Origin of the sequence: Pseudomonas sp. GL-R-19, from assembly GCF_019956375.1 — a bacterium.
GTDB lineage: Bacteria > Pseudomonadota > Gammaproteobacteria > Pseudomonadales > Pseudomonadaceae > Aquipseudomonas.
This window is the reverse complement of the sequence record NZ_JAHBDJ010000092.1, coordinates 112,774-128,749: the sequence shown is the minus strand read 5'-3', so window position 1 is coordinate 128,749 and position 15,976 is coordinate 112,774. Positions and strand designations below refer to the sequence as shown.

The following is a 15,976-nucleotide window of genomic DNA, read 5'->3' as shown; positions in this document are numbered from 1 at the left end:
ACAGGGGACCGCGGTGGTCGTGAAACCACCGCGTCGTGCTTAGTCTTCCAGCAGCTCTTCAGCCTGACCCAGGATGTTTTCCAGGGTGAAGCCGAACTCTTCGAACAAAGCCGGCGCAGGCGCCGACTCGCCGTAGGTGGTCATGCCGATCACGCGGCCTTCCAGGCCCACGTACTTGTACCAGTAGTCGGCATGGGAAGCCTCGATGGCGATACGCGCGCTGACCTGCAACGGCAGGACCGCTTGCTTATAGCCGGCATCCTGGGCATCGAACACGCTGGTGCAAGGCATGGAAACCACGCGCACCTTGCGGCCCTGCTCGGTCAGTTTGTCGAAGGCCTGTACGGCCAGACCGACTTCCGAACCGGTGGCGATCAGGATCAGCTCAGGCTCGCCTGAGCAGTCCTTCAATACGTAGCCGCCACGGCTGATGTCGGCGATCTGCAGGGCGCTGCGGGTCTGGTGCTGCAGGTTCTGACGGGAGAAGATCAGAGCCGAAGGACCGTCCTTGCGCTCCAGTGCGTACTTCCAGCTCACCGCCGATTCAACGGCATCGGCTGGACGCCAGGTATCGAGGTTCGGCGTGCAGCGCAGGCTGGCCAGTTGCTCGATTGGCTGGTGAGTCGGGCCGTCTTCGCCCAGACCGATGGAGTCGTGGGTGTAGACATGGATCACGCGCTGCTTCATCAGGGCCGACATGCGTACCGCGTTACGGGCGTATTCCATGAACATCAGGAAGGTCGCGCCGTAAGGCACCAGGCCGCCGTGCAGGGCTACGCCGTTCATGATCGCAGTCATGCCGAATTCGCGAACGCCGTAGTACATGTAGTTGCCGCTGGCGTCTTCGGCGGTGACGCCTTTACAACCTTTCCACAGGGTCAGGTTGGAACCGGCCAGGTCAGCCGAGCCGCCAAGGAACTCGGGCAGCAGCGGGCCGAACGCGTTCAGGGCGTTCTGGCTGGCTTTACGGCTGGCGATGGTTTCGCCCTTGGCCGCCACTTCGGCGATATAGGCATCGGCCTTCTCGGCGAAATCGGCTGGCAGGTCACCGCTCAGACGACGCACCAATTCATTGGCTTCGGTCGGGAAAGCGGCAGAGTAGGCAGCGAAACGCTGATCCCACTCGGCTTCCACGGCGCGACCGGTTTCCTTGGCGTCCCACTCGGCGTAGATGTCGGCCGGGATTTCGAACGGGCCGTGATTCCATTTCAGCGCCGCACGGGTCAGGGCGATTTCCGCGTCACCCAGCGGGGCGCCGTGGCAATCTTCCTTGCCTTGCTTGTTCGGCGAACCGAAACCGATGGTGGTCTTGCAGCAGATAAGGGTTGGCTGCTCGCTTTTGCGTGCAGTGTCGATCGCAGTCTTGATCTCTTCCGGGTCGTGACCGTCGACATTACGGATCACTTGCCAGTTATAGGACTCAAAGCGCTTCGGCGTGTCGTCGGTGAACCAGCCTTCGACTTCGCCATCGATGGAGATGCCGTTGTCATCGTAGAAGGCGATCAGTTTGCCCAGGCCCAGGGTACCGGCAAGGGAAGCGACTTCGTGGGAAATGCCTTCCATCATGCAGCCATCACCCAGGAATACGTAGGTGTGGTGGTCGATAATGTTGTGGCCAGGACGGTTGAACTGCGCTGCCATGACTTTTTCAGCCAGGGCAAAACCCACGGCGTTGGCCAGGCCCTGGCCCAGTGGACCGGTGGTGGTTTCTACGCCCGGGGTGTAGCCGAGCTCCGGGTGGCCCGGGGTGCGGCTGTGCAGCTGGCGGAACTGCTTCAGGTCATCGATCGACAGGTCATAGCCGGTCAGGTGCAGCAGCGAGTAGATCAGCATCGAGCCGTGGCCGTTGGACAGTACGAAGCGGTCACGGTCGGCGAACGATGGATTGCTCGGGTTGTGCTTGAGGTAGTCGCGCCAAAGTACCTCGGCGATATCTGCCATACCCATAGGGGCACCGGGATGGCCGCTGTTGGCTTTTTGCACGGCATCCATGCTGAGGGCACGAATGGCGTTGGCACGCTCACGACGGCTAGGCATCGCTGTTCTCCTGGGATTCTGAAACAAGAGTGAGTAAATCGAAACGGAAAAAAGGCGAGCATTTTCCCTCACCGGGCCGCCTCGGGGCAATGACAGATAGTCATCTGGAGGCGTTTTTCCAATGGATAACGACGTATTAACGTGATGAAACCTTTCTGCTCTGGCTTTGTTGACTGAACCTAACGTCAAGAAGTGCCATCTATCGAGCAATATCAAAACTTTTTGATATTGCTCTTGCGATGCCTTCGGCCCGTGACTAGACTGCCGGCCTTATGAATTTACGTGTGCCCTCCATTCAACATGACGATTGCGATGAGCTGGCGGCCTTGTGCAAGGCTGGCGGCGATCCCCTGCGTTTGAATGTTTTGCGCGCACTGGCCAACGACTCGTTCGGCGTGCTGGAACTGGCGCAGATCTTCGGCATCGGCCAGTCAGGCATGAGCCACCACCTCAAGGTACTGGCCCAGGCCGGCCTGGTGGCGACGCGCCGCGAAGGCAACGCGATTTTCTACCGTCGCGCCCTGCCCCACACCGAACTGCTGGGCGGCAAACTGCACGCAGCCCTGCTCGAAGAAGTGGACAACCTGACGCTGCCGACCGACGTACAGTCGCGCATCACCCAGGTTCATGGGCAACGCGCGGCCGCCAGCCAGGACTTTTTCTCACGGGTTGCGGAAAAATTTCGCGCCCAGCAAGACTTGATCGCCGGCCTGCCGCAATACCGCGAAAGCGTGGTGGCCCTGCTCGACAAGTTGAGCTTCGACAAAGACGCCACGGCCATTGAAGTCGGCCCCGGCGATGGCGCATTCCTGCCGGAACTGGCACGCCGCTTCTCGCAAGTCACGGCGCTGGATAACAGCAGCGCGATGCTCGAACTGGCGCGCCAGGTCTGTGAACGCGACAAACTGACTAACGTTAGCCTGCAACTGGCCGATGCATTGAACGGCGTCAGCCTCAAGGCCGATTGCGTGGTACTGAACATGGTGCTGCACCACTTTGCCGCGCCGGCCGATGCGCTCAAGCACATGGCCCACTTGCTGCAACCAGGCGGTAGCCTGTTAGTGACAGAGTTATGTAGCCACAACCAGAGTTGGGCCAAGGAGGCCTGCGGTGATCTCTGGCTGGGGTTTGAACAGGACGATTTGGCCCGTTGGGCCACCGCTGCGGGACTCGCTCCCGGGGAAAGCCTCTATGTAGGCTTACGCAATGGTTTCCAGATCCAGGTCCGCCATTTTCAGCGACCGGCTGGCGACACTCACCATCGGTAAATTCAGGAAAACATCGAGATGAGCGAATACTCCCTTTTCACCTCCGAGTCCGTGTCTGAAGGGCATCCGGACAAAATCGCCGACCAGATTTCTGATGCGGTGCTGGACGCCATCATTGCTGAAGACAAGTTCGCCCGTGTGGCGTGCGAGACTCTGGTGAAAACGGGCGTGGCGATCATCGCCGGCGAAGTCACCACCTCGGCCTGGGTCGACCTGGAACAGATCGTTCGTGACGTGATCCTGGGCATTGGCTACAACAGCTCCAACGTCGGCTTCGACGGTGCGACCTGCGGCGTGATGAACATCATCGGCAAGCAGTCCCCTGACATCAACCAGGGTGTCGACCGTGCCAAGCCTGAAGATCAGGGTGCCGGCGACCAGGGCCTGATGTTCGGCTACGCCAGCAACGAAACCGACGTGCTGATGCCAGCGCCGATCACCTTCTCGCACCAACTGGTGCAGCGCCAGGCCGAAGCCCGCAAATCCGGCCTGCTGCCTTGGCTGCGTCCGGACGCCAAGTCGCAAGTGACCTGCCGCTACGAAAACGGCAAGGTTGTCGGCATCGACGCCGTTGTCCTGTCGACCCAGCACAACCCGGAAGTGTCGTACAACGACCTGCGCGAAGGCGTGATGGAGCTGATCGTCAAGCACGTGCTGCCTGCCGAACTGCTGAGCAAGGACACCCAGTTCCACATCAACCCGACCGGCCAGTTCATCATCGGCGGCCCGGTGGGTGACTGCGGCCTGACCGGTCGCAAGATCATCGTCGACAGCTACGGCGGCATGGCCCGTCACGGTGGCGGCGCGTTCTCCGGTAAAGATCCATCGAAGGTTGACCGTTCGGCAGCCTACGCCGGTCGTTACGTGGCCAAGAACATCGTTGCCGCCGGCCTGGCCGAGCGTTGCGAAATTCAGGTGTCCTACGCCATCGGCGTTGCCCAGCCGACTTCGATCTCGCTGAACACCTTCGGCACCGGCAAGATCAGCGATGACAAGATCGTCAAACTGGTCCGCGAAGTGTTCGACCTGCGTCCATACGCGATCACCACCATGCTCGACCTGCTGCACCCGATGTATCAGGAAACCGCTGCGTACGGCCACTTCGGTCGCACCCCGGCAACCAAGACCGTTGGTGACGACACCTTCACCACGTTCACCTGGGAAAAAACCGACCGCGCCGACGCTCTGCGTTCTGCTGCCGGCCTGTAAGATTTCCCCGCAACACCCGAAGCCCCGCACGGTTCGCGCCTTGCGGGGCTTTTTATTGCCTTGCGCTTGAGACCGTATGGCGGCCTTCGCGAGCAGGCTCGCTCCCACAGTTGATCTTTGGCGTGACTGATATCTGTGGGCAAGCGCAAATCCCTGTGGGAGCGAGCCTGCTCGCGAAGAGGCCAGCACAGCCACCGGAAATACCCGGCAAAATACCCCCTCTCCGCGCCACCCCATACTGACCTAGCCTTCACGCACCTCACCGAGCAAGGACGCTCAAGATGCTTTCCGACCTGCGCCTGTTTTTCGCCGTTCTACTGACCTTTGCCCACCTGACCGCCAATGCCACAGAGTGCCCGGACTGGCCATCCGAACGCGCCCTGAACGAAGTCAACAAACTGCAACAGCAAATCGACCTCTGGGACGACAGCTATCACCGCCAGGGACGCTCACTGGTCGCCGATGAACTCTACGACCAGTCCCGCTCGCAACTCACCCAATGGCGCCACTGCTTCAACCTGAGCCTGTCCGCAGACCCCTTGCGCACTGCACGCGGCACGCTCCCCCACCCTATCGCCCACACCGGCCTGGACAAACTGCATGATCGTCCCGCAGTGGAAAAATGGCTGCGTGACCGGGTGGACGTCTGGGTCCAGCCTAAAATCGATGGTGTGGCGGTGACCCTGGTTTACCGTAACGGCCTGTTGGCCCAGGCAATCAGCCGTGGCGACGGCGAAAGCGGTCAGGACTGGACGGCTCCGGCACGGCAGATTCCGGCCATCCCGCATCGGCTGTCGCAGGCCCGGGACGTGATCGTGCAAGGCGAACTGTATTGGCGCCTGACCGATCACGTGCAGGCCCAGGCCGGCAGCCTCAATGCTCGCGCCTCGGTGGCCGGCCTGATGGCGCGCAAGGTCTTGAGCGCCGAACAGGCCGCCGGCATCGACCTGTTTGTCTGGGATTGGCCCCAGGGACCGGCGAGCGTGCCCGAACGTGCCGCGGCGCTGACTGCGCTGGGCTTCCCGAGTACCACGGCATACAGCCAGCCGATCGCCTCCGTCATCGATGCCGAACGCTGGCGCGAACACTGGTATCGCTCCCCCCTGCCCTTTGCCAGCGACGGCATTGTCCTGCGCCAGAACCAGCGCCCGGCCGCCGAACGCTGGCAGGCCAGGTCACCTTACTGGGCCATCGCCTGGAAATACCCCTTCGCCCAGGCACTGGCCGAAGTCCGCCAGGTTCACTTCAAAATCGGCCGGACCGGGCGGATCACTCCGGTACTTGAACTGACCCCGGTGAAGCTCGATGACCGGCAGATCAAACACGTCAGCGTCGGTTCGTTGCAACGCTGGCAGGCGCTGGACATACGTCCGGGTGACCGGGTCGCCATCAGCCTGGCCGGGCTGACCATTCCCAGGCTCGATAGCGTTGTATCGCGCAACAGCGAACGCGCCGAATTGAACGCGCCGCTGGCAGCGGACTTTCATTCATTGAGTTGCTGGCGACCGACTCCGGGCTGTGAGAGCCAGTTCCTCGCGCGCCTGACCTGGCTCAGCAGCAAACAGGGGCTGGCGCTGCCCAATGTGGGTCCGGGCACTTGGGAAAAACTTCTTGCAACAGGTCGCCTGAACGGCCTGCTGGATTGGTTGGCCCTCGATGCTCAAGAGCTTGCTACCATTGACGGTTTCGGCGAGCGCAGCGCGGTTCGCCTCGCAGACAGCTTCAACCGAGCCCGGCAACGCCCGTTCGCGCACTGGCTGAAAGCCTTGGGATTACCGCCGACAGGTCAGGTGCACCTCGGCAACTCATGGCAGGCACTGGCGCAGCGAGACATTGAACAATGGCGGGCCGAGACCGGTATCGGGCCAGGACGCGCGGCGCAACTGAACGCCTTTTTCAGCGATCCGCAGGTCCTGGCCTTGAGTGAAACGTTACGTGATGCGGGGATTGACGGCTTTTAGCGGTCAGCCTTGCGCCCAGCGGGAACCCCAGGGGACCGCCGGGCTCCAACAAGCCGTTGCCACACCGGCCCGCTTGTCTTCTTACATGGAGCTTTTATGAAATTTCTTTCACCGCTCGTCCTGTTGGCCCTTTGCAGTGTGCTGGCCACCCCGTTGATGGCGGACGAGGAAGCGCCGGGGCTGACCGGTTGCGCGGCCAGGAAGCAAGGTATCGTCAACCAGATCGAATTGGCCAAGGTCCACGGCAACGCCGACCAGCAGGCCGGTCTGGAAAAAGCCCTGAGCGAAGTCGAGGCGAACTGCACCGACGCCTCGCTGAAGAAGGAGCGGGAAAACAAGGTGCTTGACGCCAGGCACGAGGTCAGCAAGCGTCAGGCGGACCTCGACAAGGCCATGAGCAAAGGCGACTCTGACAAGATCAACAAGCGCAAAGACAAACTCGCCGATGCCCGCAAGGAATTGCAGGACGCACTCGATGAGCTGGATAAATAAGCAAGCTCCCTCGCCACAACAGCAGACCGTCGCAGCCGAGAATCAATGATCCCGAAACGCCTTATGACAAGCACTGCAAGCATCTTCGACTTTCTGCACCGACGGCCCCAGGTTACTGGCCTTGTAGGGTTGAACCTGGCTTGCGATCACCAATTCACCGGTGGCGGATTCAAGGTCACGGGCCATGGCCTGGAAGCGCGCCTGCTGCTCCCAGACATCGCTCTTGGCGCTGGTGTGATCTTCTTCGCGGACCTGCGGAAAGTGCTGCCACGGCTCACGGGACAGCGCATCGAGTTTCACCGAGCCCTCGGCGAACTTCGGGCCATCGAACGCAATGCGCCCACGCAGCATGCCGCCCAGGTCTTCGCCAGTCTTGAGCATCTGCTTGAAAATGGCCTTGCGCTGGCCGAGCGGCGAGTTGGGGTCGACTCCGCCACAAGCGGACAACGTCAGGCAGGCCAGCAATACAACAGAAAGTCTTTTAAGAGTCATGGTGGCTTCAGGTCACGGGAAACGGCGGCCAGTATCCTCGCGTCATCGGCAAAGACCAATAGCCCTATTATCAATAAGGGTTGCTTGAGCGCATGGAGCACTCAGGTAACCGGCAAAGGAATCACTCCATGAACAGCCGTATCAAGGCATGGCGTCACAGTCTGGCCTGGACCCTGCCGATGGTGGCCCTGCTCGCAGGCTGCACCGGTGGCGACAACCAACAACCGAAGACCCATGCTCTGGCGACCTATTCCAGTGCCACATGGGAAGCGCTGCCGACGGTGTCCGACATCGACCTGGTCGCCGGCTTCGGCTCATGGCGTAGCGCCTGCACCCGACTCAAGGCCGACCCGGTCTGGGGTGGCACCTGCGCAGCGGCTGCCAACGTGCCGCAAACCGCCAGCGACATTCGCGGTTTTCTCAAACAGAACCTCGATGTCTATGGCCTGCGCGCTGCCAACGACAACCCCAGCGGTCTGATCACCGGCTACTACGAACCGGTCTATCCCGGGAGCCTGGCCCAGACCGGCGCTGCCAATGTCCCGGTCTATGGCGTCCCCGAAGACATGATCATCGTCGCCCTCGACAGCATTTACCCGGAACTCAAGGGCAAACGCCTGCGCGGTCGGCTCGAAGGTCGCGTGCTCAAGCCGTACGACGATGCGGCAACCATTGATAGCAAAGGGGTCAAGGCGCCGGTCGTGGCCTGGCTGACCGATCCGATGAACCTGCAGTTCCTGCAAATCCAGGGCTCGGGTCGTATCCAGCTCGACAATGGCCGCCAGTTGCGCATTGCTTACGCCGATCAGAACGGCCATCCGTATCGACCGATTGGCCGCTGGCTGGTGGAACAGGGCGAGTTGAAAAAAGAAGACGTGACCATGGGCGCCATCAGTACCTGGGCCAAGGCCAATCCGTCACGGATTCCCGAACTGCTCGGCAGCAACCCCAGCTACGTGTTCTTCACCCGTAACCCGGACAGCAACGAAGGCCCGCGCGGCTCGCTGAACGTACCGCTGACCGCCGGTTACAGCGCGGCAGTGGATCGCAAGGTCATCCCGCTGGGCAGCCTGTTGTGGCTGTCCACCACCAAACCGGACGGCACCGCGCTGGTTCGCCCGGTGGCAGCGCAGGACACCGGCGGCGCCATTGCCGGCGAGGTCCGGGCGGATCTGTTTTGGGGCACCGGCGATGCGGCCGGGCAATTGGCCGGAGACATGAAGCAGCAGGGGCAAATCTGGATGCTCTGGCCCAAAGGTGCGGCGCTACCGCAAGTGCCGCAGGTGGCGGATGCGGTTAAAGCCAATCCTTGAGCAACTGATTACTGTAGGAGCCGGCAAGCCGGCTCCTACAGGTCAATAGTGTCAGCGAAGATCTGTCAGACCGACACCACAAAGAAACTCACGATCAACGCCATCCCCACGAACCACACCAGCGACCGCAGCGTCGCCCAGTCCGCCAGGTAGCAGATGATGTAGAGCAGGCGGCTGGTAATGAACAACACCGACAGCACATTGATCGTCACCAGTTCGGCATTGCCGACCAGGTGCGCCACGATCACCGCCGCCGCGAACGCCGGCGTCACTTCGTAACTGTTCAACTGCGCCGAGTGTGCCCGCCTGCCCAAACCTTCCAGAGAGTCGAGAAAATCCCGAGGGTCATGATTGTCTTTCAGCCTGAACCCGCCACTGATCTTGGCGACCCACGTACACACATACGGCAGTAAAATCGCAATCAAAATGCACCACAGAGCCACCGTCATAACGTCGTCCTTTCTTCTAGTTGTGGAGAGTTGAACTCCATCCGCGCGATTAAAATTTCATCACCAGTATGCCGATCATCACAAGGCTACAGGCGAGCAACCGTGGCCCGCCAAACGGTTCTTTCAGGTAACGCATGCCAAACAGCACCACCAGAATCACGCTGATCTCGCGCAACGCTGCGGCCTCGGCAATCGAACCCAACTGCATCGCCCACAGCACCAAAGCGTAGCTGAACAACACGCAGAACCCGACCGCCAGGCCCAGCCGCCACTGCTCGCGCCAGAACAGCATGAACGCGGGTCGTTTACGCACCAACGCCAATAGAGGAAACGGCCAGGCGCTGAGCAGAGTGACCCAGACCAGGTAATCCAGTGGATGGGACCAGCGCCGCAATGCCTGCCCGTCGATGTAGGTGTAGCAACCGATGCACAGGCCGATCAGCGCCACCACCGGTAGCATCGACCATGGAAGGCGCGCTCCGCCGCCGCCCTGCCAGAGCAGGCACAGCATGCCGAACGGGATCAGCAGGATTCCGAAAATCTGTTGGTGGGTCAGCTCTTCCCCGGCAAAGATCAGCGTCAGCGCCAGCACCACCAACGGCGACAGGCCTCGCATCAACGGGTAAACCAGCCCGAGGTCACCGACCCGATAGGCCTGGATCAACAAATAGCGATAGAGCAACTCGAACGCCGCCGATGCCAGGATCCACGGCCAGATCTCCAGCGGCGGCACGCTCAGGAATGGCAACATCAGCGCGACAAAGAGCAGCGCCACACTGTCCATGCAGGCCACCACCAACAGCCGCTCCGCACTGAACTTGATCAGGGTATTCCACGCCGCGTGCAACAGCGCCGCCATCAACACCAACGCCGTCGCAAGCACGGCCTACTCCTTTTGTTGTCTCCACGATCCTTGTAGGAGCGAGCTTGCTCGCGAAAAAAGCAAGGGCAACGCGGTTAGCCAGCAAACACGCGTCATCGTTGACGTCCTTCGCGAGCAAGCTCGCTCCTACAGTGTTCGGCAGAGAATTGATTCGCCATATACCAGTGGCTGTTTATACTGCAAGCGACCACGCCGCACTCAGTTGCGCACAGACTAATTCCAATAAAAATTCTGCCCGGCCCGCTCTCGTCGAGAACGGTCGTCGGCCTGCGTATGCCTGATCACAGCGTCAAGACTACCGACAGAGACCTTGCGCATGCCACTCGCTTTGCTTGCCCTCGCTGTTGCCGCCTTCGGCATCGGCACCACCGAATTCGTCATCATGGGCCTGTTGCCCGACGTCGCCCGCGATCTCGGCGTGAGCATTCCCGATGCCGGACTGCTGATCACCGGCTATGCCCTGGGTGTGGTGTTCGGCGCACCGATCCTCGCCGTCGGCACCGCCAACATGCCGCGCAAAGCTACCCTGCTGGGCATGACGCTGATGTTCATCCTCGGCAACATGCTCTGCGCGCTGGCGCCGAATTACGCCACGCTGATGGCCGCGCGAGTGATCACCGCACTGTGCCATGGCGCATTTTTCGGCATCGGTTCGGTGGTCGCCGCCGGGCTGGTGGCACCCAACAAACGGGCCCAGGCGATTGCCATGATGTTCACCGGCCTGACCCTGGCCAACGTGCTCGGCGTGCCGCTGGGCACCGCACTCGGGCAATACGCAGGTTGGCGCTCGACCTTCTGGGCGGTGTCGGTGATCGGTGTACTGGCGGCGATTGCACAATGGGTCTGGTTGCCGAAGAACATCGCGATGGATAAAGCCAACCTGGCCAGCGAGTTCAAGGTGCTGGGCAAGGCCAACGTACTGCTGGCACTGGGCATGAGTGTGCTGGCTTCGACCAGCCTGTTCAGTGTGTTCACCTACATTGCGCCGATCCTGCAGGACATCACTGGCGTCAGCCCGCACGGCGTCACCATCATGCTGCTGTTGTTCGGCGTTGGCTTGACCGCCGGCAGCATGCTCGGCGGTCGTCTGGCGGACAGCCGCTTGCTGCCTTCACTGGTGGGCATGGCGCTGGCGGTACTGGTGGTGCTGGCGGCGTTCACGCAAACCAGCCATTCGGCCATTCCGGCAGCGATCACGCTGGTGCTGTGGGGTACGTTCGCCTTTGCGCTGTGCCCGATCCTGCAACTGCTGATCATCGATCAGGCTATTGAGGCGCCAAACTTGGGTTCTACCTTGAACCAGAGCGCCTTCAACCTCGGCAACGCCGCCGGAGCCTGGATCGGCGGCCTGGTGGTGGCCAGCGGCGCGGATCTGGCGGACTTGCCGTGGACCGGTGCGCTGGTCAGCGGGCTGACCGTGTTGACTGCATTGTTCTTCATCTATCGCCAGCGTCGCGTTGCGGCTGCGCTTGATGTGGCGGGCTGAGCATCAAATTGATCGTATGCTCGCGAAGGGCGCGCCACTAATCTCACTGAGCGGCATCATCATCCTTGAACTGGTCTTTGACGTACTTGATCTCGGTTCGGCCATGGGGCGCGGGCAAGCCGTCTTCACCCAGGTTGACGAAGACCATCTTCTCCACGGTCAGGATGCTCTTGCGGGTGATCTTGTTGCGCACTTCGCATGTCAGGGTGATCGAGGTGCGGCCGAATTCGGTTGCCGTGATGCCCAGTTCGATGATGTCGCCCTGGCGCGAGGCGCTGACGAAGTTGATTTCGGAAATGTACTTGGTCACTACACGCTGGTTCCCCAACTGGACGATGGCGTAGATCGCCGCCTCTTCGTCGATCCAGCGCAGCAGGCTACCGCCGAACAAAGTGCCGTTAGGGTTGAGGTCTTCGGGTTTTACCCATTTGCGGGTGTGGAAATTCATATTCACTCCTGACCATCTTGCCGATTGATGCCTGGCATCATGGCAGAGCCCGGGCTAGAGCTCTATCGAGCTTTGACTATGGTCTCGATTACCGTTCGGACATTGACCAACAGAAACGCTTTGGAAGATCAGCATAGCCCGCTATAATCGCCACCGTTTCAAAACGGTCATCATCGCTTGATACCGTTTTCCCGCCACCTGTCCGAGGGGCGCTGCAGCAGGTTCTTCCTGTCAGGCTCGGATGGGGCGTTGCCTGGCCTTAAGCCAGACACTAAACGCACAACGGCGCCCATTCGCATACATTACGAATGGAGGCTCTTCATGAGCGCTGTTATCACGCCTGCAGATTTTACCGATTACAAAGTCGCCGACATGTCCCTGGCTGCCTGGGGCCGTCGCGAAACCATCATCGCTGAATCCGAAATGCCAGCCCTGATGGGCCTGCGTCGCAAGTACTCCGAAGAGCAACCGCTCAAGGGCGCGAAGATTCTCGGCTGCATCCACATGACCATTCAGACTGCCGTGCTGATCGAAACCCTGGTTGCCCTGGGTGCCGAAGTACGCTGGTCGTCCTGCAACATTTTCTCGACTCAGGACCAGGCCGCCGCGTCCATCGCCGCTGCCGGCATCCCGGTTTTCGCCTGGAAAGGTGAAACCGAGCAAGAGTACGAGTGGTGCCTTGAGCAGACCATCCTCAAAGATGGCCAGCCATGGGACGCCAACATGATCCTCGACGACGGCGGCGACCTGACCGAGCTGCTGCACAAGAAGTACCCACAGGTTCTGGACCGCGTCCACGGCGTGACCGAAGAAACCACCACCGGCGTTCACCGCCTGCTGGACATGCTGGCCAAGGGCGAGCTGAAAATCCCGGCCATCAACGTCAACGACTCGGTGACCAAGAGCAAGAACGACAACAAGTACGGCTGCCGTCACAGCCTGAACGATGCCATCAAGCGCGGCACCGACCACCTGCTGTCCGGCAAGCAAGCGCTGGTCATCGGCTACGGCGACGTGGGCAAGGGTTCCGCTCAGTCCCTGCGTCAGGAAGGCATGATCGTCAAGGTTTCCGAAGTCGACCCGATCTGCGCCATGCAAGCCTGCATGGACGGTTTCGAACTGGTTTCGCCATTCATCGACGGTATCAACAACGGTACTGAAGCAAGCATCGACAAGGCACTGCTGGGCAAGATCGACCTGATCGTGACCACCACCGGCAACGTCAATGTTTGCGATTCGAACATGCTCAAAGCCCTGAAGAAGCGTGCCGTTGTCTGCAACATCGGTCACTTCGACAACGAAATCGACACCGCTTTCATGCGCAAGAACTGGGCATGGGAAGAAGTGAAGCCGCAGGTTCACAAGATCCACCGTACCGGCGCTGGCGATTTCGATCCGCAGAACGACGACTACCTGATCCTGCTGGCCGAAGGCCGTCTGGTTAACCTGGGCAACGCAACCGGCCACCCGAGCCGCATCATGGACGGCTCGTTCGCCAACCAGGTTCTGGCGCAGATCTTCCTGTTCGGCCAGAAGTACGCCGACCTGTCGCCCGCCCAGCAGGCCGAGCGCCTGACCGTTGAAGTACTGCCCAAGAAACTCGACGAAGAAGTGGCCCTGGAAATGGTCCGTGGCTTCGGCGGCGTCGTGACTCAACTGACCAAGACCCAGGCCGACTACATCGGCGTGACCGTCGAAGGCCCGTTCAAGCCGCACGCTTACCGCTACTGATCGGCCGGATCTTCCTGTGTAGGAGCGAGCTTGCTCGCGATGGACGTTAACGAAAACGCGCGCTATCTGGCTAAACGCGTTGCCCTGACGTTTTTCGCGAGCAAGCTCGCTCCTACAGGGGCCAGCGTCCGCCTTACGCGTTTTCAAGGGTATTCCCATGTCCCAAGATCGTCGCTACAGCTTCGAGTTCTTCCCTACGAAGACCGATGCCGGGCAAGAAAAGCTGCTCGCCACTGCTCGCCAGTTGGCCACCTACAACCCCGATTTCTTCTCCTGCACCTATGGCGCCGGCGGTTCGACCCGTGATCGCACGCTGAACACCGTGTTGCAGCTCGAAAGCGAAGTCAAAATCCCTGCCGCTCCGCATCTGTCCTGCGTGGGCGATAGCAAAGCTGACCTGCGCGGCCTGCTGGCCGAGTACAAGGCCGCCGGCATCAAGCGTATCGTCGCTCTGCGCGGTGACCTGCCTTCGGGCATGGGCATGGCCAGCGGTGAATTGCGCCACGCCAACGACCTGGTTGAATTCATTCGTGAAGAAACCGGTGATCACTTCCACATCGAAGTCGCCGCTTACCCGGAAATGCATCCGCAAGCGCGCAATTTCGAAGACGATGTTGCCAACTTCGTGCGCAAGGCCAACGCTGGCGCCGACAGTGCGATCACCCAGTACTTCTTCAACGCCGACTGCTACTTCTACTTCGTGGAACGTGTGCGGGCGCTGGGTGTGAACATCCCGATCGTGCCGGGCATCATGCCGATCACCAACTACAGCAAGCTGGCGCGCTTCTCCGATGCCTGCGGTGCGGAAATCCCGCGCTGGATCCGCAAGCAACTGGAAGCCTACGGCGACGACACCCAGAGCATTCAGCGCTTTGGTGAACAGGTCATCACCGAAATGTGCGAACAATTGCTGCAGGGCGGCGCTCCAGGGCTGCACTTCTACACACTGAACCAGGCTGAAGCGAGCCTGGCGGTGTGGAGAAACCTGAAATTGCCGCGTTGAGGCAGCTACAAGCTGCAAGTTGAAAGCTACAAGCAAGATCAAAAGATCGCAGCCTGCGGCAGCTCCTATCCCCGGAATGTGTATTCCCTGTAGTAGCTGCCGCAGGCTGCGATCTTTTGCTTTCAGCGCACTATTAATGTGCAGCAATCCACGGAGTTAGAGCATCTGCGGTCAGTTTCTGGCTCTTTCCGGTTTCTCGTCGTAATCTCAAACCCATGCCTTTGATCACGCAATTAATCGCCATGCTTGTCTTCGCTTGCCTGAGCTTCGCCGCTCGGGGCGAGAAGCTGCGCATTGTCACGGAGCCGTGGGCGCCTTATGTGTATGAAGTCAACGGCAAATCGCTAGGTCTGGACTACGAAACCACCGCCATTGTCTTCAAGCGCCTGGGCATCGAAGTGGAATGGCAGTTCCTGCCATGGAAACGCTGCCTGTCGATGCTTGAAACCGGGCAGGCCGACGGCGCGCTGGACATCTTTCACAGCGACGAACGCGATGCGACCCTGCTCTACCCCAGCGAACCACTGTCTGAAGTCCAGTTCGTGATGTTCTACGCCAATGACCGGCCCCATCCGTTTCGCACCCTCGATGACTTGCGCGGCCTGACCATCGGCACTTCGCCGGGGTACCTGTACAGCAAGGACTTCAGCGATTCGACGCTGTTCACCCGCGAGCCGGCTCCCACCCATGAAGCCAACTTCGGCAAACTGGTGCGCGGGCGCATTGACCTGCTGATTACCGACCGCCGGGTCGGCCAGCATTTGCTCGATGAACTGGGCATCCGCGGCAAGATCACCGAAAACCCCACGGTCATCAGCCAGCAAAGCCAGTTTCTCGCGGTGCGGCGCAATGCGGGCATGGATCTGCTGGTGCAGCGTTTCGGCGCCGAACTCAAACGCTTCAAGCGCGAACCTGCCTACGCTGAACTGAGCGCCCGCTATGGCGCGCAACCGGCGGCCAGCGTGAAAGCTGAAAAGGCCACGGCTACCACGGAAAAAACCGTTGAGCAGCAGGAAAGCAGCGCGCAGTGATAGCTCTGTTATACTCCGGCCTTCCCGCCAGGCTCACGCCCGGACGCCCGGAATCGTTAAAGGCATCTCAACCCCGCTACTGCGCAGCTTTGCAGCCCGCGCGAGCGTTTGCAGACGAGCCTTCGAGACCCAGCAGGACCGGACGGGATTGCGTCCTCTTAAACGCCATTCGC

The 15,976-nt window shown here is 60.6% G+C and carries 14 protein-coding genes and 1 riboswitch; of the genes, 9 read left to right on the top strand and 5 right to left on the bottom strand.

Annotated features, from left to right (window positions below):
* Positions 1-39: 39 nt before the first annotated feature.
* A complete protein-coding gene (gene tkt / locus KGA83_RS29485) occupies positions 40-2,037 on the bottom strand; it encodes a transketolase (RefSeq protein WP_108217007.1) in 1,998 nt (665 codons plus the stop codon).
* Between the two features lie 272 nt (positions 2,038-2,309).
* Here tkt and KGA83_RS29480 point away from each other — a divergent pair, with 272 nt between their 5' ends.
* The 4 genes from KGA83_RS29480 to KGA83_RS29465 all read left to right on the top strand — a co-directional run bounded on the left by KGA83_RS29480 (position 2,310) and on the right by KGA83_RS29465 (position 6,967).
* Positions 2,310-3,305 (top strand): ArsR/SmtB family transcription factor, encoded by a 996-nt coding sequence (locus tag KGA83_RS29480; RefSeq protein WP_223531473.1) that lies wholly within the window; start codon positions 2,310-2,312, stop codon positions 3,303-3,305.
* Between the two features lie 18 nt (positions 3,306-3,323).
* Positions 3,324-4,514 (top strand): methionine adenosyltransferase, encoded by a 1,191-nt coding sequence (gene metK / locus KGA83_RS29475; protein ID WP_108217009.1) that lies wholly within the window; start codon positions 3,324-3,326, stop codon positions 4,512-4,514.
* A gap of 281 nt (positions 4,515-4,795) precedes the next feature.
* Positions 4,796-6,475: an NAD-dependent DNA ligase LigB gene (gene ligB, locus KGA83_RS29470; protein ID WP_108217010.1), complete on the top strand. Its 1,680-nt coding sequence runs from the start codon at positions 4,796-4,798 to the stop codon at positions 6,473-6,475.
* A gap of 96 nt (positions 6,476-6,571) precedes the next feature.
* Positions 6,572-6,967: a DUF1090 domain-containing protein gene (locus KGA83_RS29465; protein WP_108217011.1), complete on the top strand. Its 396-nt coding sequence runs from the start codon at positions 6,572-6,574 to the stop codon at positions 6,965-6,967.
* Between the two features lie 42 nt (positions 6,968-7,009).
* Here KGA83_RS29465 and KGA83_RS29460 read toward each other — a convergent pair whose 3' ends face one another.
* A complete protein-coding gene (locus KGA83_RS29460) occupies positions 7,010-7,459 on the bottom strand; it encodes a c-type cytochrome (protein WP_108217012.1) in 450 nt (149 codons plus the stop codon).
* Between the two features lie 128 nt (positions 7,460-7,587).
* On the opposite strand from KGA83_RS29460, the gene KGA83_RS29455 reads away from it, so the two are divergent.
* Positions 7,588-8,772 carry a murein transglycosylase A gene (locus tag KGA83_RS29455; protein WP_223531472.1) on the top strand — a complete coding sequence of 395 codons (1,185 nt, stop codon included), beginning with the start codon at positions 7,588-7,590 and terminating at the stop codon, positions 8,770-8,772.
* A gap of 65 nt (positions 8,773-8,837) precedes the next feature.
* On the opposite strand, the gene KGA83_RS29450 is transcribed toward KGA83_RS29455, so the two are convergent.
* Together KGA83_RS29450 and KGA83_RS29445 are read right to left on the bottom strand one after the other, a co-directional pair.
* The gene (locus tag KGA83_RS29450) at positions 8,838-9,221 is read right to left on the bottom strand and encodes an MAPEG family protein (RefSeq protein ID WP_108217014.1); all 384 of its coding nucleotides are present in this window, start codon (positions 9,219-9,221) and stop codon (positions 8,838-8,840) included.
* 49 nt (positions 9,222-9,270) lie between these two features.
* Complete coding sequence (locus tag KGA83_RS29445; RefSeq protein ID WP_108217015.1) at positions 9,271-10,104, bottom strand: EamA family transporter; 834 nt, start codon at positions 10,102-10,104, stop codon at positions 9,271-9,273.
* 316 nt (positions 10,105-10,420) lie between these two features.
* Here KGA83_RS29445 and KGA83_RS29440 point away from each other — a divergent pair, with 316 nt between their 5' ends.
* Entirely contained in the window at positions 10,421-11,590 is a 1,170-nt protein-coding gene (locus tag KGA83_RS29440) for an MFS transporter (RefSeq protein WP_108217016.1), read from the top strand.
* A 43-nt stretch (positions 11,591-11,633) separates the two neighbouring features.
* Here KGA83_RS29440 and KGA83_RS29435 read toward each other — a convergent pair whose 3' ends face one another.
* Positions 11,634-12,038: an acyl-CoA thioesterase gene (locus KGA83_RS29435; RefSeq protein ID WP_007994339.1), complete on the bottom strand. Its 405-nt coding sequence runs from the start codon at positions 12,036-12,038 to the stop codon at positions 11,634-11,636.
* 198 nt (positions 12,039-12,236) lie between these two features.
* A riboswitch (S-adenosyl-L-homocysteine riboswitch) is annotated at positions 12,237-12,336 on the top strand.
* A 23-nt stretch (positions 12,337-12,359) separates the two neighbouring features.
* Between KGA83_RS29435 and ahcY the strand changes: the two genes are divergently transcribed.
* From ahcY to KGA83_RS29420, 3 genes are all read left to right on the top strand, one after another.
* Positions 12,360-13,769: an adenosylhomocysteinase gene (gene ahcY / locus KGA83_RS29430; RefSeq protein WP_108217017.1), complete on the top strand. Its 1,410-nt coding sequence runs from the start codon at positions 12,360-12,362 to the stop codon at positions 13,767-13,769.
* Between the two features lie 157 nt (positions 13,770-13,926).
* A complete protein-coding gene (gene metF / locus KGA83_RS29425) occupies positions 13,927-14,772 on the top strand; it encodes a methylenetetrahydrofolate reductase [NAD(P)H] (protein WP_108217018.1) in 846 nt (281 codons plus the stop codon).
* 215 nt (positions 14,773-14,987) lie between these two features.
* Complete coding sequence (locus KGA83_RS29420; protein ID WP_108217019.1) at positions 14,988-15,803, top strand: substrate-binding periplasmic protein; 816 nt, start codon at positions 14,988-14,990, stop codon at positions 15,801-15,803.
* The last annotated feature ends 173 nt before the right edge of the window (positions 15,804-15,976 follow it).